Origin of the sequence: Kitasatospora sp. NBC_01539 (assembly GCF_045040525.1) — a bacterium.
GTDB lineage: Bacteria > Actinomycetota > Actinomycetes > Streptomycetales > Streptomycetaceae > Kitasatospora.
Map to the genome: position 1 here is coordinate 3,294,421 of NZ_CP109390.1, position 20,030 is coordinate 3,314,450.

Consider the following 20,030-nt stretch of genomic DNA (forward strand, 5'->3'; position numbering starts at 1 on the left):
TGGAAGCCGCACCACACCCGGGACCCTGTCCCGTACAACCCGGGGTGTCGGCGATGTGAAGGAGAGTGCCGAAGGCTGATTTCGGCCGATGCGGCTCGGTGTTTCGTGGCCGTGACGCGAGCGACGAGCGCGTTACGACCGCGTGAACCACGGCCGTGCCATGACAGATCTTGCGCTACCGTGCCGCGCACACGACAGCAGGTAGGCGGATGATCACCGACCGTGGGGGCCCGCGGCCCAAGGGGCGGGGGAGCCCGTACGGTGACGGAGCCGGAGGGGCTCCCACGGTCGGGGTTCGGGGGCGGGGGTGGCCGAAAGCGGTTCCCGCAGGGGGTGGTGCGGCACGCACCGCCGGTCCGGACGGCACGAGCGGACGACCGAGGCCGGCCGTCCGGCGGGTGCGGACGGTCAGACCGCCGAGGCGAACTCCGGGATGTCCTGCACGACGCGCTCGGCCAGCCGGGAGATCCCGGGCACGCCCGTGAACTGCCGGTTCGCGGCCTCGGAGGTCTTGCGGACACGGGTGTTGAGCCGCTCGGAGCGCACCTTCGCGGCGATGTCGACGGCCTGCTCGGCCATCACGGCGGCCTGCTCGGGCTCGTTCTGCAGCAGGTGGACGCTGGCCATGCCGATCAGGTTGAAGGCGTAGCTGCGGACGTGCTCGCCGTCCTGCCGGAAGAGGTCGACGGCGCGCTCCATGACCGGCGCGGACATCGACGCGTACAGCTGGCTGCGGCTGGAGTGGTAGGCGAGGTCGCGGTAGGAGTGCGCGTTCTCGGCGTTGAGCTCGGCCTCGGAGAAGAACTTCAGCCAGTTCGGGTCGCCGTCGCCGGCACGGCAGTCGCTGAAGGTGTCCTCGGCGAGCCGGGCGGCCCGGGCGCAGCGGTTGACCTCGCCGATGGTGGCGTAGGCGCGGGCCTCCATCGCGTACAGCAGGGCCTGCTGGCGGGGGGTGGCGGTGTCGCGGCTGCCGTACTGGGCGAGGTGGATGAGTTCGAGCGCGTCCTCGCCGCGGTTGAGGTGGATCATCTGGCGGCTCATGTCGGTGAGGATGAGCGCGCCGAACGGCCGGTCGCCGGCCTCCTTCGCGGCGTGCAGCGCCAGCACGTAGTACTTCTGCGCGCTGGGGTGCATGCCGACGTCGTACGACATCCAGCCCGCGAGGTGGGCGAGTTCGGCGGTGAGGCGGAACAGCCGTTTGGTGGTGGGCTCGGGGTACGACTCCTGCAGGAGGTCGGTGACCTCGTGGAGCTGGCCGACGACGGCCTTGCGGCGCAGGCCGCCGCCGTTCTGCGCGTCCCACTGGCGGAACATCACGGTGGTCTGTTCGAGGAGTTGGAGCTCCGGCTCGGAGAGCCGGCCGGTGTGCGGTTCGCCGCCGTTCGCGGCGGTGAGGATCGGGGTGGGGGCGCCGGACGGGCCGGGGGTGAGCCAGCGCTGCATCGGCTCGATGAGCGCGGCGCCGGCCGTGAGGGCGAGTGAAGTGCCCAGGAAGCCACGGCGGTTGAGCATGAGGTCGCTGCGCGAGTACTCGCTGATCAGCTGGACGGTCTGGTCGCCGCTCCACGGGAGATCGACGCCGCCGCCGACGGTCGAGACCGGTACGGCGGTCCGCAGGCCGAGGTCCTCGACGGAGACGACGGAGCCGAAGCGCTCGGAGAACAGCTCCGACATGATCTTCGGGATGGGCTCGCGGGGCTGTTCGCCGTCGAGCCATCTGCGCACCCGGGACGTGTCCGTGCTGACGTGGTGCGCGCCGGTCTGCCGGGCCCGACGGTTGACCTGCCGCGCCAACTCGCCCTTGGACCAGCCGCTGCGGGCGAACCACGACGTCAGCTTCTCGTTCGGTTGCTTCTCTCCCATGGGAACGTCCCCATCCCGCCCGGCCCCGCCTCGGGGCCCCGCTCGTGGTGCCCGACGGTTCGGGCGCTTGCTCGACGTACCGTGCTGCTCGACTGCCGTGGATCGCACGGGAATCCCGGCCACTGTGGACTCTCCGCTGCGATCCGCGTGCCGAACGTAACGTGATTTCCGCCATCCGGGGGAGCACCGCCGTGGAAACGCCACCTTTCGCCACCCCTGCGGGTGAAGAAACGGTGACCTGGGCGCGCTTCACTGGTAACCGGGTCGGGTTGACCCCGGCACATGCCCGACGACTGGGCCACCCGCCCCGCGGACGGATCAACTGCCGCCGATGCTACCGGCTTTGACGGCACCGGAGACGACGGAGGAATCCTCGTGCGAACGCAACGACCGGGTATCCGCAGCTCCGGGGCACGCCTGCTGCTGGAGCGCGCGACACGAATCGGAGCACGCCGCACGGCGCGCGCCGCCGGTGCGCCACCCGCACCGCCGCGGCCCTCGGACCGGATGTCACGGTCCCGTAACCACGGACCGGCAGAACCTGTTGGGGGAGGCATGGACAACCTGTTCGGCGAACTCCGGCTGCGGCACCTGCGGCTGGCGCCGCGCGGCACCCTGCGGCGTACCCGGGCCACGGCCCTCGACGCGGCCGGCGACTACACCGCCCGCCTCGGTTGGACGGTGGCCGCCGGACCGGCCCGCGCCGCGTACCGCTCCACCACCGCCTGCGACTGCGGCACCCCGCACTGTGCGGCGCCGGGGCTGCACGCGCTCGCCGGCCCGAAGGCCGCGCCCGGCACCCCGGCGCACGAACTCCGCACCCTCTGGGCGTCCGACGCCCCCGTCCTCCTGCCCGCGGGCCTGCACTTCGACGTGCTGGACGTCCCCGAGCAGGCCGGCCTGCAGGCCCTCGTCCGGCTGGAGCGGATGGGCACCCAGGTCGGCCCGGTGATCTCCTCCCCCACCGGCCGGATGCTCTTCTTCGTCGCCCCCGGCACCGCCGGCCGCCTGCCCGAACTCCTCTACCGGACGGGCTGGGACGACGCCGCGCTCGACCTCGTCTGCCACGGCGCCGGCACGTACGTCGCCGCCCCGCCGACCGTGCTCGACGGCCTCGGCCCGATGCGCTGGCTGCGCCGCCCGACCCGGGAGAGCGCCGCCTGCCCGCCCGAGGCCCGGCTGCTGCTCGGCACCCTCGCGTACGCGTGCCACCGCGGCCGCATCCGCAGCGCCGAACCGGCCTGGCCCGCCGCCTGATCCCCTCCTCCCCCGCACCGACGGCCGGAAAGAATGCAGGGCCGCCGGGGGAAAAGCAGGACGGCCGGGGAAAAGCAGGACGGGCCGCCTCCCGAAGGAGACGGCCCGCCGGGACGGACGGTGCCGGACTCAGTCGCCGATCAGCGCGTCCACGAACGCGGCCGGCTCGAAGGGCGCCAGGTCGTCCGCGCCCTCGCCGAGGCCGATGAGTTTGACCGGTACGCCGAGTTCGCGCTGCACCGCGATGACGATGCCGCCCTTGGCCGTGCCGTCCAGCTTGGTCAGCACGATGCCGGTGATGTCGACCACCTCGGCGAACACCCGGGCCTGTACGAGCCCGTTCTGACCGGTGGTGGCGTCGAGCACGAGCAGCACCTCGTCGACCGGGCCGTGCTTCTCGACGACGCGCTTGACCTTGCCGAGCTCGTCCATGAGTCCGGTCTTGGTGTGCAGGCGGCCGGCGGTGTCGACGAGCACGGTGTCGACGCCCTCGGCGATGCCCTGCTTGACCGCGTCGAACGCGACGGAGGCCGGGTCGCCGCCCTCCGGCCCGCGCACGGTGTGGGCGCCGACCCGCTCGCCCCAGGTCTGCAGCTGGTCGGCGGCGGCCGCACGGAAGGTGTCGGCGGCGCCGAGCACCACCCGGCGCCCGTCGGCGACGAGCACCCGGGCGAGCTTGCCGGTGGTGGTGGTCTTGCCGACGCCGTTGACGCCGACGACGAGGACGACCGCCGGCCCCTCCTCGTGCTTGGTGGAGCGCACGGTGCGGTCGGCGTCCGACCCGATCAGGGCGACGAGCTCCTCGTGCAGCAGCGCGCGCAGCTCCGCGGGGCTGCGGGTGCCGAGCACCTTCACGCGGGTGCGCAGGTTGTCCACGAGCTCCTGGGTGGGGGCGACGCCGACGTCCGCGGTGAGCAGGATCTCCTCGATCTCCTCCCAGGTGTCCTCGTCGAGGCGATCCCGGGAGAGCAGGGCCAGCAGGCCCTTGCCGAGCGTGTTCTGCGAGCGGGAGAGCCGGGAGCGCAGCCGCACCAGGCGGCCGGCGGTGGGCTCGGGCACCTCGACGGCGGGCGGGGCCGCGGCCTCCGCCGGGGCCTGCTCCTCGGCTTCGGGGAGCGGCACCTCCTCGATGGTCTGGGCCGGCGCCTCGGTGGGCGGGGCGGATTCCTCGCCGACCTGCGGCTCGCGCGGCGGCGTGATGACGGGTGCCTCGGGCCTGGGAGGCAGCGGCTTGCGTCGTCTGCCGGTGACGACGAGGCCCGCGATCGCGCCGATGGCGACCACGGCGATGACTACGGCAAGGATCACGTATTCCATAACCCCCCCAGTATCGGCGACGCCCGCAAGGGCCGGGAGCAGCCGGACGGCGTGGCTCAGCCCGCGGGTGCCGCCGCGGGCCGTTCCCGGGGCTCTCCCCCGGCCGGGCGGGCGGGGGGTGTCCCGGTGCGCAGCCGCTGGCTGATCACCTGCGAGATGCCGTCGCCCTTCATGGTGACGCCGTAGAGGGCGTCCGCCGACTCCATGGTGAGCTTCTGGTGGGTGATGACGATCAGCTGGGAGCTCTCCCGGAGCTCCTCCATGATCGACACGAGTCGGCGCAGGTTGGTCTCGTCGAGGGCCGCCTCCACCTCGTCCATCACGTAGAACGGGCTGGGCCGGGCCTTGAAGATCGCCACCAGCAGGGCGACGGCGGTGAGCGAGCGCTCGCCGCCGGAGAGCAGCGAGAGCCGCTTCACCTTCTTGCCGGGCGGGCGGGCCTCCACCTCGACGCCGGTGGTCAGCATCGACGCGGGGTCGGTGAGCAGGAGACGTCCCTCGCCGCCGGGGAAGAGGCGGGAGAAGACGCCTTCGAACTGTGCGGCGGTGTCGTGGAACGCGGCGGTGAAGAGCTGTTCGACCCGGGTGTCGACGTCGCGGACGATGTCCATGAGGTCGCGCCGGCTCTTCCTCAGGTCGTCGAGCTGCTCGCCGAGGAAGCGGTGGCGTTCCTCCAGCGCCGTGAACTCCTCCAGGGCCAGCGGGTTGACCTTGCCGAGCTGCTGGTAGGCGCGTTCGGCCGCCTTGAGCCGCTTCTCCTGCTCGGCCCGGTCGTACGGGCGCGGCTCGCCGGGCTCCCGGCCCTCCTCGGGGGTGGGCGGCGGCACGGGCGTGTCCGGGCCGTAGCCGTCGAGCAGTTCCTCGCCCCCGATGCCGAACTCGTCGAGTGCGCGGGCCTCCAGTTGCTCGATGCGCAGGCGCTTCTCCGCGCGCAGCACCTCGTCGCGGTGGCCGGCGTCGACGAGGCGGTCGCGTTCGGCGGTGAGGCCGCGGCCGTGTTCGCGGGCAATGCGCAGTTCGGCCTCGCGGCCGGTCCGGTCCTGCTCGACGGCGGTGCGTTCGGCGTCGGATGCGGCGAGGGAGGACTCCACGGCCGCGAGGAGTCGGCGGGCGCCGTCGGCGACGGCCGCGGCCGACTCGGCGTCGTGGCGGGCGCGGTGGCGGCGTTCGGCGGCGCGGGCGCGGCTCTCGCGTTCTGCGGCGGCGGCGCGGTCGAGCTGGTCGGCGCGGCCGGTGAGGGAGCGGACGCGTTCCTCGTGGGTGCGGACGGCGAGCCTGGCTTCGAGTTCGCCCTGCCGGGCGGCGGCGCCGGCGGCGGCGAGGCGGTCGCGTTCGGCTGTGTCGGGCTCGTCCTCGCCGTCGGCGGCGAGTTCCTCGGCCGCCTCCAGGCGGGCGGTGAGCTCCTCCGCGGCCTCGGTGGCGTCGGCGAGGCCGAGTTCGGCGCGGTCGGCGGCGGCGGTGAGGCGTTCGGCCTCGCCCTCGGCGGCCCGGGCCTGGCCGGCGGAGCGGCCGAGGGAGCCGGCGAGCCGGGCCCGTTCCTTCTCGGCTCCGCGCCGGACGGCGGTCAGCTGCTCGTGGGCGAGGGCGAGTTCGCGGCGGCGTTCGTCGGCGGCGGCGAGTTCCTCGGCCGACTGGGCGCAGCGGGTGTCGAGTTCGTCGATGCGGCGGGCGGCTTCGGCGACCTGGGCCTGGGTCTCCAGCAGGCTGGGCGCGCCGGCCGCGCCGCCCTGGGCGAAGCCCGCCGTGAGGAGGTCACCGTCCAGGGTGACCGCGGTCAGCCCGGGGTACCGGGTGACGAGCAGGTGGGCGGCGGCGAGGTCGGCGACCACGGCGGTGCCGGCGAGCAGGGCCGCGACGGCGCCGCGCAGGGCGGCCGGGGCCTCGACCGAGTCGGCGGCCCAGGTCGCGCCGTCGGGGAGGCCGGGTGCGGCCCGGGCGGGCGCGGGGGCGCCGGCGACGAGCAGGGCGGCCCGGCCGGCGTCCTGCTTGCGGAGCTGCCGCACGGCTTCGGCCGCGGTGTCGAGGCCGTCCACGGCGACGGCCTCGGCGGCGGCGCCGAGTGCCGCGGCGAGGGCGGCCTCGTGGCCCGGGCTGACGGTGAGGAGTGCGGCGGCGGAGCCGAGCACGCCGGGCGGTCCTCCGGCGGCGAGCAGGGTGCCGCTGCCGTCCTTGCGGCGCAGGCCGAGGGCGAGTGCCTCGTGGCGGGCGGTGAGGCCGGCGCGTTCGCGTTCGGCGGCGCCCGCGGTGTCCCGGGCGTCGGCGAGGGCGTGTTCCGCGTCGGCGAGCGCGGCGCGGGTGCGGGCGTCGGCGCTGTCGTGGTCCCGGTCGGCGGCCGCCAGGCCGTCCGCCTCGTCCTGGAGCAGCCGGTACTCCTGCCGGGCGGTCTCGGCGCGGTCGAGGGCGGCGTCGCGGGCCTCGGCGAGCCGGCCGATCTCGGCGCCGGCGGCGGTGGCCCGGGAACGGGCGGCGGCGACCTGGCCCTGGAGGCGGGCGAGGCCTTCGCGCCGGTCGGCGATGGACCGGGCGGCCGTCCGGAGCCGTGCCTCCTCGGCGGTGAGGTCGCGTTCGAGGGTGCTGCGGGTCTCGACCGCCTCGGCGAGGGCGTACTGCGCCTCCTCCAGTGCGTCGGTGAGGGCGGCCTCCTCCTCGCGGATGCGGGCGGCCTCGGCGGCGAGTTCCTCGGGGTCGCGGCCGCGCCGCTCGTCGGTCCGGGCGGCGGTGCGGGCGTGGCGGACGCGCGCCTCGGCGAGGCCGATGGTTCCGCGGGTGCGTTCGGTGAGGGCGGAGAGGGCGTACCAGGTCTGCCGGACGGCTTCCAGGCGTGGTCCGAGCTGCTCGACCTGGGCCTCCAGGACGGCCTCGCGCTGGACGGCGGCGGCGAGTTGCTGTTCGACGGTGGTACGGCGCAGTTTGAGGGCGAGTTCGTCGGCGATCTCCGCCTCGACGGCGCGGCGCAGGGTGAGGAGGTCGTCGGCGAGCAGGCGCAGCCGGGCGTCGCGGAGTTCGGCCTGGATGCCGGCGGCGCGGCGGGCGATCCTGGCCTGCCGGCCGAGCGGGCCGAGCTGGCGGCGGAGTTCGGCGACGAGGTCCTGCACGCGGTTGAGGTTGCCCTGCATGGCGTCCAGCTTCCGCAGCGCCTTCTCCTTGCGCTTGCGGTGCTTGAGGACACCGGCGGCCTCCTCGATGAAGGCCCGGCGGCCCATCGGGTCGGCCTGGAGGACGGAGTCGAGGCGGCCCTGGCCCACGATGACGTGCATCTCGCGGCCGATGCCGGAGTCGGAGAGGAGCTCCTGGATGTCGAGCAGGCGGCAGACGGTGCCGTTGAGCGCGTACTCGCTGCCTCCGTTGCGGAACATCGTCCGCGTGATGGTGACCTCGGAGTAGTCGATGGGCAGGGCGCCGTCGGTGTTGTCGATGGTGAGGCTGACCTCGGCGCGGCCGAGCGGGGCGCGCCCGCCCGCGCCGGCGAAGATGACGTCCTCCATCTTGCCGCCGCGCAGCGACTTGGCGCCCTGCTCGCCCATGACCCAGGAGAGGGCGTCGACGACGTTGGACTTGCCGGAGCCGTTGGGTCCGACGACGCAGGTGATGCCCGGTTCGAAGCGGAGCGTGGTGGCCGAGGCGAAGGACTTGAACCCGCGCAGCGTCAGGCTTTTCAGGTGCACCCGTCCGACCTCCTCGCGCATGCGCCGACGCCCTTCCGGCGACTGTATCCGGCTGGGTGCGGGACGGAAGGTGAGGAGGCGGTTTGGCCACGCCGTGGCAGGGGCAGCATTGGCGCGGGGGAGGGCTCCGGACACGACGAAGGGACGCCACACCGGACGTCCCTTGCAGGCTGCGATCCCTTTCGGGAAGCTCAGTGCACCGACTGCGTCGATCGTTCGGACGGGATCAGGTGAGCGCGGGCTCCCGGTGATCCATGCCGATGCTGGAGAGCAGCGAGTGCTCGTCGGCGACAGCGGCAAGAGCGTCGTTCTCGGACTGGAGGCGGTTGAGCTCGGCCTCCAGGTCCTGGACGCGCTGCTGCAGCCGTCGCATCTCGGAGAGCATTCGCGGGTCGGGGCCGCCGACGTACCCGAGAAGCGCCTTTGCCATGATGTATGGTCCTCCACGCTGAGTGACCGAACCGTTTTGCGGTATTGGTCTTGGGGGGAAGGGTGCGCACTCGTCCTCGCCCCGGGCGTGCTGGCTGGGCACATCAGGACGACCGCAGTGAGCTGGGCACACGGCGACTCGACCCTTCCGGGGAAACGCAGACTGGTGCGCGGGCTTCCAGCGTCTCACCAAAGACCCTACGGGTCAACACGATCACCGCACGCTACCGCGCGCCTCTCACCTGCATGGCGGGACGGGCACACCACGGGCGGGGCGGACCACCGGAGCCGGTGGATCACTGCTGGTGCGGAGTCAACCATGAGTCTGCCCGGATGGCAACCGGATGACACCGGCAGTTGCCGGAAGGTCTCTCCACCCTCCGGCAACCGCGGTGTGCTCAGCGGATCGCGAACCCTTCGTACCCGCCCTCGGTCGCGGTCCAGATCTCGGTGACACCACTGACCTGGCCCGGAGTGCCCGGGCCGCGCAGCAGGGCGAGCAGGGCCTCGCACTCGGCGTGCAGCCCTTCGGCCACGACCTGCACGCGCCCGTCGGCGAGGTTGCTCGCGTACCCGGTCAGTCCGATCTCCAGGGCCCTGGCCCTGGTCCACCACCGGAAGCCGACTTCCTGCACGCGCCCGCGGACCCACGCGGTGGCCCGGACGGGCCGGCGGAGGTCGAGCAGGTGGGCGTGGTGGCTGTCGTGACCGTGCATGCCACGACCATAGTCGGGCGTGGCGCGGGCGGATCCGAGGGCTTTCACGGCACGTCCACCGCTCCTCCCGGACCTCCGCGCGCGGACGGCCGGGTGCCGCCGGTGCGGGACCACCCGTCCGGCCCCCTCGCCGACCGTCCGGGCTGCGGTACGGCCGGGGCGGGTCAGGGCCGGGGCGGGGCGCTCACGGGGCCTGGCGCTCGCGGGGCCGGGTCAGAAGCCGCCGCCGAAGTCGCCGCCTCCCCCGCCGCCGAAGCCTCCGCCGCCGTCGAACCCGCCGAAGTCGCCCTGCTGGAAGTCGGCGCCGGAGTAGTCGCCCCCGTCGGGGCCGCCGTCCGCCGCCCACGCGCCGGACGGGGCCAGCACCGAGCCCATGACGGTGCCCGCGACGAGGGCGGGCAGCAGGCCGGTGCCGTAGTAGCCGCCGGCCCAGGGGCCGTAGACCGGGCCGGCGTTCCAGTACGGTTCGCGGCCGCGCGCGGTCTGCACGGTGCGGGCGTCCGGCTCCTCGCCGGCCGCGAGCCGGAGCGCGTCGCGGGCGCAGACCGGCACCGCGCGCGGTGCGCCGCCCTCCGGCGCCCAGTCGGCGTCCTTCACGGACGGACCGTGCCGGGGATCGAAGAAGCAGGGCGGGCGGCGCTCCGGCGGCGGCCGGCCCTCGCGGCGGAAGGCGAGCGCCACCAGGGCGAACCGGCCCTCCGCGAGCTCCTCGGTGACGGGCCTGACCTCCTGCGGCCGGGTCGCGGCGTCCATGCCGCGCCTGGCCCGCTCGTACGCGTCGAGGGCGCGGGCGTAGTCGGCGCGCTGGGCGTCGTCGGCGCCGGGGGCCGCGGGGTCGAAGTCGAGCCGGTCGAGTTCCTCGCCGAAGGCGGTGATGTCCTCGTCGACGACGGTGCGCAGCCGGGCGAGGTCGGCGCGGTTCTGCTCGTCCCGGCGCCGGCGGGACCGGCGCACGTACAGGAACGCACCGGTGCCGGCGAGCGCGAGGAGCACCAGCGGTACGACGATCGCCGCCGTGCTCACGCCGCCGGAGGCGACGCCGTGGCCGCGGGTCTGGGCGACGGCCTGGGCGGTGAAGTCGTCGAGGGTGCCGGCGATGTCGCCGGGGTGGGCGCGGGCGGCGGCGTCGGCGATCCGGTCGGCGGCGGCGGGCGCGAGGGCCGCCCGGTCGGAGAACGCCCGGAACTCGTCGCCGCGCCAGATCCCGTACACGCCGACGATGCCGGTCTCGGTGCGCAGGTCGCGGGCGACGGTGGCGGCGGGGTAGTCGTCGTCCGCGGGGACGACGGCGACGAAGACGGGCTTGTCGGCGTCGGCGATCGTGCGGGTGAGGGCGGCCGCGCGGGCCTCGGGGTAGCGGCCGGCCATCGCGGGGTCGACGTACACCTGTCCCTGCCTCAGGGCGGCGGCGGCGTCCGACACCCCGGCGTACGCGGTGGCGGGCACCAGGAGCAGCAGCATCCCGGCCAGCAGCGCGACGAGCGCCGCCACCGGTCCACGCGAAACGGTTCTCATACGTCCGACGCTACGCCGGTCGGCGCGCCTGGCCCCCGGACACGCGGCCGCCGTACGCCCCGGGGACGGGACCACCCCCGCCGACCGGCCGGAATCCCCGCCGGTGCGGCCGCGCGGGGCCGCCGGCCCGGCATAGTGGTGCCTGCCCGTCCCGCCCCGATCGGAGTCCTCCGTGTTCATCGGCCTTGCCACCGCCGTCGCGGCGTCCGTCTGCTACGGCACCGGGTCCGTCCTGCAGGCGGTGGGCGCCCGCAGGTCGGCGCGCGAGGAGGCGGCCCGGGCCGGCGGGGCGTCCGCCGTGACGCAGCACGGCGGCCCGAGCCTCGCGTCGACCGCCAAGGCGGCGGTGACCTGGGAGTTCATCCTCGGCACGGTGCTCGACTTCGTGGGGTTCATGCTGGGAGCGCTGGCGGCGCGGCTGCTGCCGCTGTTCCTGTCGCAGACGATCATCAGTGCCAACCTGGTGATCACCGCGCTGCTCAGCGTCCGGCTGCTGGGGCTGCGGCTCAAGGGGATGGAGTGGGCCTCGATCGGCGTGCTCTGCGGTGCGCTGGTGATGCTCGCCGTGGCGGCCGGCCCGGAGGGCGAGCACCACGCGGCGCGGGCGGTGCACTGGTGGCTGCTGGCGGTGACGGTGCTGCTGATCGCGGGCGGCGGCCTGCTGGTGCGGCGGCTGGGGCGCGGTGCGGCGGTCGTGGCGGGTCTGCTGTCCGGTCTGGGGTTCGGCGCGCTGGGTGTCGGCGTGCGCGTCCTGGACGGCGTCGAGCCGTTCGACCTGGTGCGGCTGCTGGCGGACCCGGCGCTGTACGCGATCCTGGTGGGCGGCCTGGGCGGGATGTACCTGCACACGGTGGCCCTGCAGGTCGGTTCGGTGAACGCCGCGACCGCGGCGCTGGTGGTCGGTGAGACGGTGGTGCCGGGCGTGGTCGGCGTGCTCTGGCTGGGCGACTCCGCCAGGGCCGGACTGGGCTGGCTCGCCGCGTTCGGCTTCGTGCTCGCGGTGGCGAGTGCGGTCGGCGTGGCCTGGTTCGGTGAGGACGAGGGCGCGCTGCACGGCGTGGAGCCGCAGCAGGAGACGGCGCCGGCCTGACCGCGGGTACGGCGCCGACCGGGCCGAGCGCGGCCGCGGGGTCAGGCCGCGCGGGGCGTCCGCTGGCAGCGGGGGCAGAAGTAGCTGGAGCGGTTCATCCAGGCGGCGCGCCGCATCGCCGTGCCGCAGCGGTGGCAGGGCTCGCCCTCGCGGCCGTAGGCGTCGAGGTCGCGGGAGAAGTAGCCGCTCTCACCGTTGACGTTGACGTAGAGGCTGTCGAACGTGGTGCCGCCGACGGCGAGCGCCGCGTTCATGACGTCCCGGGCGTGGCCGAGGAGTTCGGCGGCCCGGGGGCGGGGCAGCGAGGCGGTCGGCCGGTCGTAGTGCAGCCGGGCCCGCCAGAGCGACTCGTCGGCGTAGATGTTGCCGACGCCGCTGATCAGGGTCTGGTCGAGCAGCGCGCGCTTGACGGTGGTGCGCCGGGCGCGCAGGGCGGTGAGGAACGCCTCGTCGTCGAACCGCTCGTCGAGCGGGTCGCGGGCGATGTGCGCGAGCGAGCGGGGGGTGACCTCCGGGTCGCCCGGTTCGGCGTCCTCGACGGCGAGGCCGCCGAAGGTGCGCTGGTCGACGAAGCGGAGTTCGCGCCCGCCGTCGGTGAAGCGGAACCGCACCCGCAGGTGGGTCTCGTCGGGGGTGGCCGGGTCCTGCACGAGCAGCTGCCCGCTCATGCCGAGGTGGCCGACCAGGGTGTGGCCGGTGCCGTCGAGCGGCACCCAGAGGTACTTGCCGCGCCGCCGGGCCTCACCGAGCGTGGCGCCGGCGAGGCGGTCGGCGAAGTCCGGCCCGCCCGCGAGGTGCCGGCGGACGGAACGCGGGTGCAGCACCTGGACGTCGGCGACCGTCCGGCCGCTCACCCAGCGGGCGAGCCCGCGGCGGACGACCTCGACCTCGGGGAGCTCGGGCATGGCGGCGGCCTCAGGCGGTGGAGTCGGGCGTGCTCTCGGCGTACTTGGCCTTGATCGCGCGCCAGGCGCTCTCGGCGGCCTTCTGCTCGGCTTCCTTCTTGGAGCGTCCGCTTCCGTGGCCGTAGTCCTGACCGGCGACGCGGGCGGCGGCGTCGAAGTTCTTCTGGTGGTCCGGGCCCGACTCGGCGACGACGTACTCCGGCACGCCGATGCCGACGGCGGCGGTGAGCTCCTGGAGGCTGGTCTTCCAGTCCAGTCCGGCGCCGAGCTGCGAGGACTCCTCGATCAGCGGGTCGAACAGCCGGTGGACGAAGTCGGTGGCGGCGTCGAGGCCCCGGTCGAGGTAGACGGCGCCGATCACGGCCTCGACGGTGTCGGCGAGGATCGACGACTTGTCGCGGCCGCCGGTGCCCTCCTCGCCCTTGCCGAGACGGATGAAGGCGCCGAGCTCCAGGGTGCGGCCGACCTCGGCGAGCGCGCGGGAGTTGACCACCGCGGCCCGGAGTTTGGCGAGCGTGCCCTCGGCGACCTCGGGGTGGAGGCGGTAGAGGGTGTCGGTCACCACGAGGCCCAGCACCGAGTCGCCGAGGAACTCCAGGCGCTCGTTGGTGGGCAGCCCGCCGTTCTCGTACGCGTACGAGCGGTGGGTCAGGGAACGCACCAGAAGGGCGCGCTCGAGTACGTACCCGAGGCGCCCTTCCAGGACGTCGTAATCGGTCGAAGCCGGCCCGCCGGGCCTGCCCCCGTTCGAGGGAGCCGACCTGCGGGAAGAGTTACCGTCCGACATCGATCCGTACACCCGCCGATCAGACCGAGAGGACCTGGCGACGGTTGTACGTGCCGCAGCTCGGGCACGCGATGTGACCCAGCTTCGGCTCGTGGCAGCGGTCGCACGCCACGAGGGCCGGAACGACGGCCTTCCAGTTGGACCGGCGGTGGCGCGTGTTGCTGCGCGACATCTTCCGCTTCGGAACAGCCACGGCTACTTCTCCTGGTTCTCGGCGAGACCCTCACGGGTGTCGCTGTTCTTGATTCCGTCACCCTCGTCGCCGGGGGCGGCGGAGAGTCCCTGCAGAGCCGCCCACCGGGGGTCGGCGGCCTCGTGGTGGTGGTCCGGGTCGTCGCTCAGGCGTGCCCCGCAGGCGGAGCAGAGGCCCAGGCAGTCGTCCTGGCACACCGGCTGCAGCGGCAGTGCGAGCACCACCGCGTCACGCAGCACCGGCTGGAGGTCGAAGAAATCGCCCTCCAGGCGGTAAGTCTCCTCGTCCGACTCCTCGTCGAGGACGTCGGCGACCGGCGTCCGGGCGCGGTGGCGCTCTTCGGACTCCGGGTAGTAGTAGAGCTCCTGGAAGTCGACCTCCAGGTCGTCCTCCACCGGCTCCAGGCAGCGCGAGCACTCGCCCTCGACGTGCGTCTCGGCCGTGCCGGTGACCAGCACGCCCTCGACGACCGACTCCAGGCGGAGCTCCAGCGTGATCGGGCTCTTCCCCGGCACACCGATGACGTCGGCGATGCCGAGGCCCTCGGGCGCCTCCAGGGTGCGGGACACCTTGCGCATCGAGCCCGGACGACGGCCGAGCTCGTGCGTGTCGAACACGAGGGGGTCGCGGTGGTCGAGGCGGTTCAAGGTGTCCTGACTTCCTGTGGCGGCGCGCATCCCTGCGCGGCGCGGATCGTTCATGCGGTGTGCACGGCCCTGCGGTGTGCACGGTCCTGCGGTGGACGCGCAGCCCGTGTGCGGGCACGCGACGAGGCCGGTACGAACAGGCCGGAGTGGTCAGACTACCCGAGACTCCGGCCAGGCCCAAAGTCGGTGGCCGGCCCCCGCGTCAGCGGCCGCCCAGCTCCCGCAGCCTGGTCATGTCGATCATGCTGGTGTCGAAGAAGCTCGTCTCGTCCAGCCCGGGCTGCTGCTGGTGCGGCATCGGCACCTGCTGCTGGGGCTGCTGCGGGTAGCCGTAGGCGTTGCCGTACGCGTCGGTCTGGTAGCCCTGTTGCTGCTGCTGGTAGTAGGGGTCGACCCCCTGCTCCTGGCCCTGGTAGGCCTCCTGCGCGGGGTAGACGTCCTGCCCCTGGTACGCGGCGGCGGGCTGCTGGTAGCCGTAGCCGCCGTACGGGTCGGCCTGGCCGCCCGCCGCCGGGTCGTAGCCGCCGTTGTAGGCGTCCGCGTACTGCGGCGCGCCCTGGCCCGCGTACGGATCCTCGCCGGGGGCCTGCCAGCCGGCCGCGGCCGGGGTCCGGTCGGGCCAGCTCTGCTGCTGCGGGATCTCCTCGCGGTACCAGGGCTGCTCCTCGCCCTCGGTGGCGAAGCCGGAGGCGACCGCCTCCGCGCGGTCCTTGGCCTGCTGCGCCTCGTCGGCGGCGGCGAGGTAGGCGCCGAGCTCGTCGATCGGGGCCTTGCCGAGCAGCTTGTCGCGCCCCTTGCCGACCGCCTCCAGGGTCGCGCCGAGCACGGCCTGCAGGGTGGCGAGCTTCACGTCGACGTACTCGTCGGCCTCGGGGCTGGGGCTGACCCGCGGCCGGAACTCCTCGCCGTCGGTGTCGGCGTCCGCGTCCGGCTCGTAGACCCCGGCGCCGCGCAGCTTCTGCCGGCCGCGGCCGACGGCGCCGAGCGTCTTGGTGAGGACGACCTCGAAGTTGGCGAGCTTGGAGTCGACGTAGTCGTCGGCCTCGGCGCGCTTGGTCTCCACCTCGGCGCGGGCCTCGGCCAGGATGCGGTCGGCCTCGTTCTGCGCGCGCAGCACGACCTCGGTGTCGGAGATGAGCGAGCCGCGCTCGTCGTGCGCACCGCGGATGATCTCGTCGGCCTGGGCCTGCGCGTCGGCCACCACCTGCTGGTGGTCGGCGACGACCGACTGGGCCTGGGCGAGCTCGGCGGGCAGGGCGCCCTGCAGGTCGCGGAGCATCGAGACCAGCTCGGCGCGGTTGACCACGCACGAGGCCGACATCGGCATCGCGCGGGCGTTCTCGACCGACGCGACGATCTCGTCGAGTTTCTGCTGCACGTCCACGGGCGCTTCAGTCTTTCCGTGTGCCGCCTGGCTAGTGGCGGAGGCAGTCCCCGACGACACGGCGGCGCCGCGGGGCAGGACTACAGACTGTACGACCACAGGGGCCGCCGCTCACAACGTCCGGCACGACCGGTGCGCGGCGGCGCGGGCGGATTGTGACGGTTGGCCAGAACTGTCCGTTTCAGCCCCGGCGTTCGGCGATCCGGTCGACCAGCCGGCGGTGCACCGTCTCGGGCAGCAGGTGCGAGACGTCGCCGCCGAGCGAGGCGACCTCCTTGACGAGGGTCGAGGAGAGGAAGCTGTACGTCGGCGAGGTCGGCACGAAGAGCGTCTCCACGCCCGTGAGGCCGTGGTTCATCTGGGCCATCTGCAGCTCGTAGTCGAAGTCGCTGACCGCCCGCAGGCCCTTGATGATCGCCGGGATGCCGCGCTCGCGGCAGAAGTCGACCAGCAGGCCGGTGTGCGACTCGACCACGATGTTGCCGAGCTTGGCGGTGGTCTCCTCGATCAGCGCGATGCGCTCCTCGATGGTGAACATGCCCTGCTTGTTCTGGTTGACCAGCACGGCGACATGGACGACGTCGTAGAGCTTCGAGGCCCGCTCGATGATGTCGAGGTGTCCGTTGGTGATGGGGTCGAAGGATCCCGGACAGACGGCGCGGCGCATGTCGTGTGCTCCCTAGTGGGGTGACCGGTGCTACGAGTGTCGATCGGCCTCGTCGGCGGCGCGACCGTACCAGAGCGTGCCCTCGCCGTAACGGCGCGAGCGCAGCGCGTCGAAGCCCTCCGGCCAGCAGAACTCACCGCCGCGCGTGCTGCGTTCCACGGTGACGAGTGCGTCCTCCGCGATCCAGCCCCCGGCACGGAGTGTGATCAGCATCTCGCACAGCTCGCCGTCCGTCACGGAGTACGGCGGATCGAGGAACACCAGGTCGTACGGGGTCTGCGGGGCCGGCCCGGCCGCCACCCGCTCGGCCCGGTCCGCCCGCACCTCGGCGCCCGGCAGGCCCAGGGTGCGGACGTTGTCGCGGATGACGCGGGCCGCGACCGCGTCGGCCTCGACCAGCAGCACGTGCTCGGCGCCGCGGGAGAGGGCCTCCAGGCCGACCGCCCCGGAACCGCCGAACAGGTCGAGCATCCTGGCGCCCAGCACGGTGCCGCGCAGCGCCGCCAGGGTGGAGAACATCGCCTCCCGGGCCTTGTCCGAGGTGGGGCGGGTGGAGCGGCCGGGCGGGACGGCCAGCCGGCGGCCGCCGGCGACACCGGCGATGACGCGGGTCATGGGGAGTGCGGTCCTTACGTGTGGTTGGGGCGGGCCGGGCGCGGCGCGTCCGGCACGGCGGGAGCCCCGCCGGCAGGCCGGCGGGGCTCCCCCATTCAAGCGCGCCGGGCGGCGCGGTGCGTCACTCGGCGGGCGCCGTGGCCCCCAGCAGGGCGGGCGAGGCGAACCGCGACCACGACAGGCAGCCGTCGGGCGGGCAGTACTCGGGGCGGCGCGGGTCGTGGCCCAGCTCGCGCAGCTTGGTACGGACGGAGTCGGGGGTGCGGCCGTACCGTGCGGCGATCCGGGCGACGGTGTCGCCCTCGTGGAACCGGCGGACCAGCTCCTCCTCGTGCTGCGGCACCCACGGCGCGCCGTGTCCGGGGTAGAGCTCGCGGAGCACGTCGCGGTCGGGGATGGGCTCGGAGACGTCGGCGACGATCGCCAGCGCCCGCAGCGCGCGGTTGAGCGCGATCCGCAGGCTGGCGACGTCCTCCACCGGCAGACGGATCTTGCCGGAGGCGAGCGGGGTGGCGGACGCGCCCTCGCGCCAGCCGGCCAGGGTGAGGGTGACCTCGCGGTCGTCCTCGCTGGCGAGTTCGATCCGGAAGATCTTGTCGCCGAGCGGGAGCTCGTTGAGATGACGGAATGCCATGGGCTGGACCCCCAAGTGTCGTGCCGGGAACGCACCTTGGGGGTGCGTCCCGAACACTTACATTCTCTCTCCGAGCACTGACAATCCGCCCCGGCGGCGGGCTGCGTGACGCCGGGTCAGCCCTTTTCGAGGTACTCGGCGCGGTCCTCGTCGAGCAGGCTCTCCAGGGCGGTCCGCAGTTCCGGGTGGTCGGCCAGGTCGGGGTCGGCGGCGACCAGCCGGGCGGCCTCCGTCCGGGCGGTCGCGATGACGTCCTCGTCGTCCAGCACGGACAGCACCTTCAGCGAGGACTTCACGCCGGACTGCGCCTGGCCGAGCACGTCGCCCTCGCGGCGCTGCTCCAGGTCGATCCGGGAGAGCTCGAAGCCGTCCAGGGTGCCGGCCACCGCGTCGAGCCGGGACCTCGCCGGGCTCGCCGCGGGCATGTCGCTGACCAGCAGGCACAGGCCCGCCGCGCTGCCGCGGCCCACCCGGCCGCGCAGCTGGTGCAGCTGCGAGACGCCGAAGCGGTCGGCGTCCATGATGACCATCACCGTGGAGTTGGGCACGTTGACGCCCACCTCGATCACCGTGGTCGCGACGAGCACGTCGACCGCGCCCGCCGTGAAGCGCCGCATCACGTCGTCCTTCGCCTCCGGGGTGAGCCGACCGTGCAGGATCTCCACGCGCAGCCCGGCCAGCGGTCCCTTCGCGAGCATCTCCGCCGTCTCGACGACCGCCAGCGGCGGCCTGCGGTCGTCGGACGCCGCGCCCACGTCCTCCAGGTCGTCCTCGGCGGCCTTCCGCTTCTTCCTCGGCTCCTCCGGCTCGTCCCCGATCCGCGGGCAGACGACGTACGCCTGGTGGCCCTTGCCGACCTCCTCGCGCACCCGCTCCCAGGCGCGGGCAAGGAAGTTGGGCTTCTCCAGTGCGGGCACGACATGGGTGGAGATGGGCGAGCGGCCGGCCGGCAGCTGGTCCAGGACGGAGGTCTCCAGGTCGCCGAAGACCGTCATGGCGACCGTCCGCGGGATCGGCGTCGCCGTCATCACCAGCAGGTGCGGGGGGCGCTCGCCCTTGGCCCGCAGGGCGTCGCGCTGCTCCACGCCGAAGCGGTGCTGCTCGTCGACCACCACCAGCCCGAGGTCCTGGAACTGCACCTTGTCCTCGATGAGGGCGTGGGTGCCGATGGCGATCCCGGCGTCGCCGCAGGCCATGTCGAGGAGGGCCTGGCGGCGGGCGGGCACCCCCATCGAGCCGGTCAGCAGCGCCACCTTCGTGCCGAGGTCGGAGCCGCCGAGCATGCCGCCCTCGGCGAGGTCGCCCATCATCTCGACGATCGAGCGGTGGTGCTGCTGGGCCAGCACCTCGGTGGGGGCGAGCAGCACGGCCTGGCCGCCGGCGTCGACCACCGCGAGCATCGCGCGCAGCGCGACGAGGGTCTTGCCGGAGCCGACCTCGCCCTGGAGCAGCCGGTGCATCGGGTGCTCGGCCGCGACGTCGTCGAAGATCTCGGCGCAGACGGTCTTCTGACCGTCCGTCAGCTCGAAGGGCAGCCGTGCGTCGAAGGCGTCGAGCAGGCCGCCGGTGCGGCGGTGCCGCGCGGTGGCGGGCAGCGCGGAGTCCGCGGCGCGGCGCCGGGCGAGGGCGACCTGCAGGACGAACGCCTCGTCCCAGCGGAGGCGGCTCTGCGCGCGTTCGCGGTCGGCCTGGCTGCGCGGGCGGTGGATGAGTTCGAGTGCCTCGGCGATCGGCAGGAGGTCGTGCTCGGCGCGGAGTTCGGCGGGCAGCGGCTCGCCGACGTCGCCGAGGTGCGCGTCGAGCGCCATCTCGACGCACTTCACCAGCTTCCAGCTGGGCAGTTGGGCACTGGCCGGGTAGACGGGGATGAGCCGTCCGGCGAAGGCCGTCGCGGTGCCGGAGTCGGCGTCCTCGTCGAGCAGCTGGTAGTCCGGACCGGCGAGCTGCCGGGTGCGGTTGAAGAGCCCCACCTTGCCGGCGAACAGCCCCTGCGCGCCCGGACGGAGGTCCTTCTGGCGCCAGCCCTGGTTGAAGAACACCAGGGTGAGCCGGCTGCGGCCGTCGGTGACGATCACCTCCAGCCGGTCGCCCTTGCGCCCGCGGAAGGGGATCAGCGTCACCTTCTCGATCCGGGCCAGCACGGTGACGTGCTCGTCGACCTCCAGCTCGTCGAGGCTGGTGAGCTGCCCGCGCTCCACGTACCGGCGCGGGTAGTGGTGCAGCAGGTCGCCGACCGTGCGCAGCTTGAGCGAGTCGGCGAGCACCTTCGCGGTGCGGTCGCCGACCAGCTTGGTCAGTGGTTCATCGAGAGCGCCCATCAGGCCCTATTGGACACCACGGGGGCGA

At 73.9% G+C, this 20,030-nt stretch carries 17 protein-coding genes; 2 read left to right on the forward strand and 15 right to left on the reverse strand.

Features of this window, described 5'->3' with window-relative positions; translation table 11 throughout:
• Positions 1-408: 408 nt before the first annotated feature.
• Positions 409-1,863: a hypothetical protein gene (locus OG335_RS13985; RefSeq protein WP_405011429.1), complete on the reverse strand. Its 1,455-nt coding sequence runs from the start codon at positions 1,861-1,863 to the stop codon at positions 409-411.
• Positions 1,864-2,418: 555 nt separating this feature from the next.
• Here OG335_RS13985 and OG335_RS13990 point away from each other — a divergent pair.
• Positions 2,419-3,120, forward strand: coding sequence for a bifunctional DNA primase/polymerase (locus tag OG335_RS13990; RefSeq protein WP_405011430.1), 702 nt, complete (start codon positions 2,419-2,421; stop codon positions 3,118-3,120).
• Between the two features lie 129 nt (positions 3,121-3,249).
• Here OG335_RS13990 and ftsY read toward each other — a convergent pair whose 3' ends face one another.
• The 5 genes from ftsY to OG335_RS14015 form a co-directional block, all read right to left on the reverse strand.
• Complete coding sequence (gene ftsY / locus OG335_RS13995; protein WP_405011431.1) at positions 3,250-4,437, reverse strand: signal recognition particle-docking protein FtsY; 1,188 nt, start codon at positions 4,435-4,437, stop codon at positions 3,250-3,252.
• 56 nt (positions 4,438-4,493) lie between these two features.
• The gene (gene smc / locus OG335_RS14000; protein WP_405011432.1) at positions 4,494-8,102 is read right to left on the reverse strand and encodes a chromosome segregation protein SMC; all 3,609 of its coding nucleotides are present in this window, start codon (positions 8,100-8,102) and stop codon (positions 4,494-4,496) included.
• A 226-nt stretch (positions 8,103-8,328) separates the two neighbouring features.
• Positions 8,329-8,532, reverse strand: a complete 204-nt coding sequence (locus OG335_RS14005) for a hypothetical protein (RefSeq protein WP_405011433.1) — start codon at positions 8,530-8,532, stop codon at positions 8,329-8,331.
• Between the two features lie 397 nt (positions 8,533-8,929).
• Positions 8,930-9,247 (reverse strand): acylphosphatase, encoded by a 318-nt coding sequence (locus OG335_RS14010; RefSeq protein ID WP_405011434.1) that lies wholly within the window; start codon positions 9,245-9,247, stop codon positions 8,930-8,932.
• A 213-nt stretch (positions 9,248-9,460) separates the two neighbouring features.
• Positions 9,461-10,762: a hypothetical protein gene (locus OG335_RS14015; RefSeq protein ID WP_405011435.1), complete on the reverse strand. Its 1,302-nt coding sequence runs from the start codon at positions 10,760-10,762 to the stop codon at positions 9,461-9,463.
• Between the two features lie 172 nt (positions 10,763-10,934).
• On the opposite strand from OG335_RS14015, the gene OG335_RS14020 reads away from it, so the two are divergent.
• Positions 10,935-11,852, forward strand: coding sequence for a hypothetical protein (locus OG335_RS14020; RefSeq protein ID WP_405011436.1), 918 nt, complete (start codon positions 10,935-10,937; stop codon positions 11,850-11,852).
• 41 nt (positions 11,853-11,893) lie between these two features.
• Here OG335_RS14020 and mutM read toward each other — a convergent pair whose 3' ends face one another.
• The 9 genes from mutM to recG form a co-directional block, all read right to left on the reverse strand.
• Positions 11,894-12,757 (reverse strand): bifunctional DNA-formamidopyrimidine glycosylase/DNA-(apurinic or apyrimidinic site) lyase, encoded by an 864-nt coding sequence (mutM, locus tag OG335_RS14025; RefSeq protein ID WP_405011437.1) that lies wholly within the window; start codon positions 12,755-12,757, stop codon positions 11,894-11,896.
• Positions 12,758-12,767: 10 nt separating this feature from the next.
• Positions 12,768-13,544 carry a ribonuclease III gene (rnc, locus tag OG335_RS14030; RefSeq protein ID WP_405011438.1) on the reverse strand — a complete coding sequence of 259 codons (777 nt, stop codon included), beginning with the start codon at positions 13,542-13,544 and terminating at the stop codon, positions 12,768-12,770.
• 19 nt (positions 13,545-13,563) lie between these two features.
• A complete protein-coding gene (gene rpmF / locus OG335_RS14035) occupies positions 13,564-13,737 on the reverse strand; it encodes a 50S ribosomal protein L32 (protein ID WP_030056747.1) in 174 nt (57 codons plus the stop codon).
• A gap of 2 nt (positions 13,738-13,739) precedes the next feature.
• Complete coding sequence (locus tag OG335_RS14040) at positions 13,740-14,414, reverse strand: YceD family protein (protein ID WP_405015395.1); 675 nt, start codon at positions 14,412-14,414, stop codon at positions 13,740-13,742.
• A 172-nt stretch (positions 14,415-14,586) separates the two neighbouring features.
• Positions 14,587-15,768 carry an ATP synthase F0 subunit B gene (locus tag OG335_RS14045; protein WP_405011439.1) on the reverse strand — a complete coding sequence of 394 codons (1,182 nt, stop codon included), beginning with the start codon at positions 15,766-15,768 and terminating at the stop codon, positions 14,587-14,589.
• A 181-nt stretch (positions 15,769-15,949) separates the two neighbouring features.
• The gene (coaD, locus tag OG335_RS14050) at positions 15,950-16,435 is read right to left on the reverse strand and encodes a pantetheine-phosphate adenylyltransferase (RefSeq protein WP_405011440.1); all 486 of its coding nucleotides are present in this window, start codon (positions 16,433-16,435) and stop codon (positions 15,950-15,952) included.
• Between the two features lie 30 nt (positions 16,436-16,465).
• Positions 16,466-17,050, reverse strand: a complete 585-nt coding sequence (gene rsmD, locus OG335_RS14055; protein ID WP_405011441.1) for a 16S rRNA (guanine(966)-N(2))-methyltransferase RsmD — start codon at positions 17,048-17,050, stop codon at positions 16,466-16,468.
• Between the two features lie 121 nt (positions 17,051-17,171).
• Complete coding sequence (locus OG335_RS14060) at positions 17,172-17,684, reverse strand: hypothetical protein (RefSeq protein WP_405011442.1); 513 nt, start codon at positions 17,682-17,684, stop codon at positions 17,172-17,174.
• A gap of 116 nt (positions 17,685-17,800) precedes the next feature.
• Positions 17,801-20,002 (reverse strand): ATP-dependent DNA helicase RecG, encoded by a 2,202-nt coding sequence (gene recG / locus OG335_RS14065; RefSeq protein ID WP_405011443.1) that lies wholly within the window; start codon positions 20,000-20,002, stop codon positions 17,801-17,803.
• Between the last annotated feature and the right edge of the window lie 28 nt (positions 20,003-20,030).